Source organism: Streptomyces sp. NPDC044063, assembly GCF_056434285.1.
On the sequence record NZ_JBWKFM010000002.1, the window covers coordinates 69,976 to 74,123 of the forward strand.

Annotated in this window: 2 protein-coding genes; both read right to left on the reverse strand. The window is 72.5% G+C overall.

Going from position 1 to position 4,148, the window contains the following annotated elements:
• Window positions 1–12: 12 nt before the first annotated feature.
• The gene (locus AC07BS_RS04300) at window positions 13–2,868 is read right to left on the reverse strand and encodes a helix-turn-helix transcriptional regulator (RefSeq protein ID WP_478930128.1); all 2,856 of its coding nucleotides are present in this window, start codon (window positions 2,866–2,868) and stop codon (window positions 13–15) included.
• Between the two features lie 347 nt (window positions 2,869–3,215).
• The gene (locus AC07BS_RS04305) at window positions 3,216–3,821 is read right to left on the reverse strand and encodes a response regulator (protein WP_478640032.1); all 606 of its coding nucleotides are present in this window, start codon (window positions 3,819–3,821) and stop codon (window positions 3,216–3,218) included.
• Window positions 3,822–4,148: the final 327 nt, after the last annotated feature.

Here is a 4,148-nt window from a genome sequence, read left to right on the forward strand (position 1 = left end):
CCGGCGTGACGCTCACGCCCGGCCGGCCACCGCCAGCTCCTGGGCGCCCCGGTCCCCGCTCTCCTTGAGCCGCAGCGGCAGATCCGCCCGCTGCTTCACATTGAGCTTCCGGTAGACCCGCGTCAGGTGCTGCTCGACCGTGCTCACCGTGATGTACAGCTCCCGGGCGATCTCCCGGTTGGTGTGCCCGACCGCGGCCAGCGCCGCCACGCGCCGCTCCGCGTCGCTGAGCGACTCGACCCCGTCCGCACCGCTGTCCTGGAGGCTCTTCGCCGCGTCCCCCGTGGACAGCAGCGCCCGGCACGCCAGCTGCGACCCGCAGTCCTGCGCCAGCTGGAGCGCCTGGTGGCCCAGCATCCGCGCCCGGCTGAACTCGCCCAGGTCGTGGTGGGCCCGGCTCAGCTCCGCCAGCGCCCGGGCCAGCTCGGCCTGATCGCCGGACGCGCCGAGCAGGTCCACGGACTCCCGCAGCAACGCCGTCCGGCGCTTGCCGTCCCCGGCCGCCGCCAGCACCCGCAGCGAGATCCCGCGCGTCCGCGCGTTGTGCGCCCCCGGCATGGCCAGCTGCTCGACGATCAGCTCCCGCGCCGCCTTCGTACGGCCCAGCCCCAGCTGCGCCTGGGCCAGGTCGCTGCGCCACGGCACCATCTCCGGCAGGTCCAGCGACCAGGACCGCATCAGCTCGCCGCACCGCTGGAAGTCCGCGTACGCGTCGCCCGGCCGCTGCGTCGCCAGGTAGTGGTGACCGCGGGCCCGCATGTAGCGCACCCCCGGCGGGCAGTGGAACATGCCCTCCGGCACCGCCTGCCGCAGCAGCCGCGCCGCCTCGTCGTGCCGGCTCAGCGCGGTCAGCGCCAGCAGCTGCACGGACAGCGGGTGACCGATGGCCGCCCCCCAGCCGCGCGCCGAGATCAGCCGCAGGGCCTCCTGGGCCTGCTCGACCGCCCGCAGCAGCGCCCCCTGACGCAGCGAGATCTCCGCCATGAAGGCCGTGAGCAGCGCCTCCCAGGTGGCGGCCTGCCGGGCGCGGGCCTCGGTGAGGAACTTCTCGCAGTACGCAGCGGCCTTGCCGGACCGGCCGGTGTGAAGCAGCGTGGACAGCGCGAACTGGACCTCGCCGATGGTGGCGCCGGACAGCCGCAGCGTGGTCAGGGCGCTCTCCGCCCACTCCACGGCCCGGGCGTGGAGGCCCTCGTGGACCGCGGAGTCCAGGGCCCCCTGCGCGGTGAGCGGCGCCGGGGTGTCGGGGTCGGCCGGACCGCCGACCGGGCCCCGGCCGGCGCCCGCGCCCACCAGGGTGCCGACGGCCACGATCCCGTCGCGCGACGGGCAGGAGCCCAGGTGGAGCCAGTGCTGGATGTTCTCCAGCGGGCAGAGCCCGGGCAGCTCGTCCGTGTCCGCGGGGTCGCGGGAGGCCTTGAACCAGGCGATGAGGTCGTGCGCCTCGTCCGACCGGCTGTGCCAGAAGAGGTGGAGCGCCACCGGGAGCGCGTTGCTCCGTTCCAGCAGGCCCTGGAGCAGGGCCTCCTTGAGGGGGGTGAGGTAGCGGGCGGCGGCCGAGGGGTCGCGGCTCCAGAGCAGCTCGGTCAGGGACATGGTGAGCGAGGCGCGCAGGGCCGGGTCCGCGCAGCCGCGCTGCGCGAGCTCGAGGCAGCCGAGGGCGAGCTGGACGTCGGCCTCGGCCAGCGCCTGGGTGCTCGCGTCCTGCAGCACGTGCACCGCCCACGGGGCGGGAACGCTGCCCGCGGCCAGGAGGTGCCGGGCGACGTCGGTGGCGTCGGCGCCGCTGTCGTGCAGCAGCTGGGCGGCCCGCAGGTGCATCGGCACCTGGTCGTCGAGCGGCAGGGTGTCCAGGACGGCGGCCCGGATGGCCGGGTGGCGCAGCTGCCCGTCGCGGACGAGCTGGGAGCGGGTGAGGGAGTGGACGATCTTCAGGACGCGCGGGCACTCCATGCCGATGAGCTGCCCGATGAGGTGGGGCTCGGCCGAGCCGCCGAGCACCGCCAGACCGCGCGCGACGTCGATGGCGCTCTGGTCCCAGCGGTAGAGACAGGCGAAGACGGCCTGCCGGAACGATTCATCGGTGCTGGGGAGGGCGGGCAGGGCCTGCTGGTCGCCCATGGGCCGCAGCACGCCGTCCTCGATGAGCCCGCGGAGCAGGAGGGGGTTCCCGCCGCACACGTCGTGGTAGGCGGGGGCCAGCAGATCGGCGGCGGTACGGGTGAGGTACTCGGTGAGGACCTCGGCCACCTCGGGAACGGAGAGGGACTGGAGCTGTATGCGATGGCAATTGGGCTGGCGCAGCAGCTCCGCCCGGAACGTGGGGTGGGCGAGCGGTGAGACGGTCCACTCGTTGAGGACCACCAGGAGCTTGTCGGTCTTCAGCCGGCGCAGCAGGTAGAGCAGGACCTGGAGCGAGGGGGCGTCGGCGTACTGCACGTCGTCGATGCCGATGACGACGGGCCGGCCGGCGGCGGACTTCAGCAGCGCCGTGCACAGCGTGCGGGCGAGCTGCGCGGTGGTCCGTTCCATCGCCACCGGGTCCGGGTCCGGCGCGTCCTCCCCGGCCGGCCGGCTGAGGAAGGCGGTGACCTGGTCGTCGGCCCAGTTCTGGAGCTCCTGGTCGTGGAACTCGTGGAACAACTGGCCCAGTACGCCGAAGGGATGGGTGCGCTCGGCCCGCGATCCCGTGGCCGTCAGCACCAGCGCTCCGGACTCGGCCGCCTCCTCGCCGAAGGTGTGGAGAAGGACTGTTTTTCCGCTCGCGACCGCCCCCTCGACGAGCACAATCTGTGCCCGTCGCTTTTCGGACTGCGCGAAGAGGTCTCTCAGTAGAGACATCTCACTGTTGCGCTCTGCAAATATCATGCGCTGACACCCCCGTACGTTCTTGGGGAGCGCTCGCCCAACGCCGGTATATCCCTTGGGGTTTTGTTGACTGTTTCTTTACCTGGCGTGGCGGTTGGCACTCCCAAACCCGTTCCCCGCGCAATGTATCGCATCGCACGCCGCGCGGAAGGTGACGGTCCTGTTGGGGTGCCGGTGGCCGAGAGACTCCCGAGGTCGTCACTGTACGTGGCGATCAATGATTCGGATGGTCTGGTTCCGGATGTTTCCCGAGAGTTGACGGATCGTTAGCGTGGTGGACGTCCGGACAGGGCGTCAGGTACGCGTCAAGTGTGGGTTCTTGTGCGGGAGCGAGGCGACTCCTGTGTTCAGAGCCAGCCTTGGTTCTCCGCGACCAGCACGGCCTCGGCCCGCGTACCCGCCCCCGTCTTGCGCATCGCCGACGACAGGTGGTTGCGGACCGTCCCCTCGGACAACCGCAGCCGGCGCGCCACCTCCGCCACCGTCCGCCCGTCGCTCGCCGCCCGCAGCACATCGCGCTCCCGGTCGGTCAGCGGACTCGTCCCGCTCGCGAGCGACTCCGCCGCCAGCCCCGGATCGACCACCCGCAACCCCGCGTGCACCCGGCGCACCGCGTCCACCAGATGCTCCGGCGGCGCGTCCTTCACGATGAACCCGGCGGCCCCGGCCGCCAGCGCCCGGGTCAGATATCCCGGCCGCCCGAACGTCGTACAGATGACGACCCGGCACGACGGCAGCACCGACCGCAGCTCCGCCGCCGCCGTCAGCCCGTCCATGCCCGGCATCTGCACATCGAGCAGCGCCACGTCCGGCCGGGCCCGCAGCGCGGCCGCCACCGCCTCCTCGCCCGACCCGACCTCGGCGACGACCTCGATGTCCGTCTCCAGATCGAGCATGGCCGACAGCGCCCCTCGGACGAGCCGCTGGTCATCGGCGAGCAATACCTTGATCATGTCTTCCCCGTCGGCGAGCTTCGACCCGACGGTACCCGACCCCGCACCCACCGCCCCACCCCACCGGGGAGCCCCGGCCGCCCCCGCTTCCGCCCGCCGGGCACGGATAGGGGCCCGCTAGGGGTGTTCGCCCCATGGCCGCCTCCATAACCTGACGGCAACCTGCCGACTCGGTATTTCACGGCCCCCGCGCGTACCCACGCACCGGCGCCCGTGAAGGAAAAGCGGCCGGCCGCCAAGCGGCCTGGGTTTTCGGCGGTCCCCGCACTGCTCCCGGAATTCCTCGGCCCGATTCATGCCCCAGACCGGTTCTAATGAGGTGACATT

Coding starts and splice junctions, on each gene's coding strand:
- AC07BS_RS04300 (WP_478930128.1), bottom strand. CDS start 2,868: ATGATATTTGCAGAGCGCAACAGTGAGATGTCTCTACTGAGAGACCTC.
- AC07BS_RS04305 (WP_478640032.1), bottom strand. CDS start 3,821: ATGATCAAGGTATTGCTCGCCGATGACCAGCGGCTCGTCCGAGGGGCG.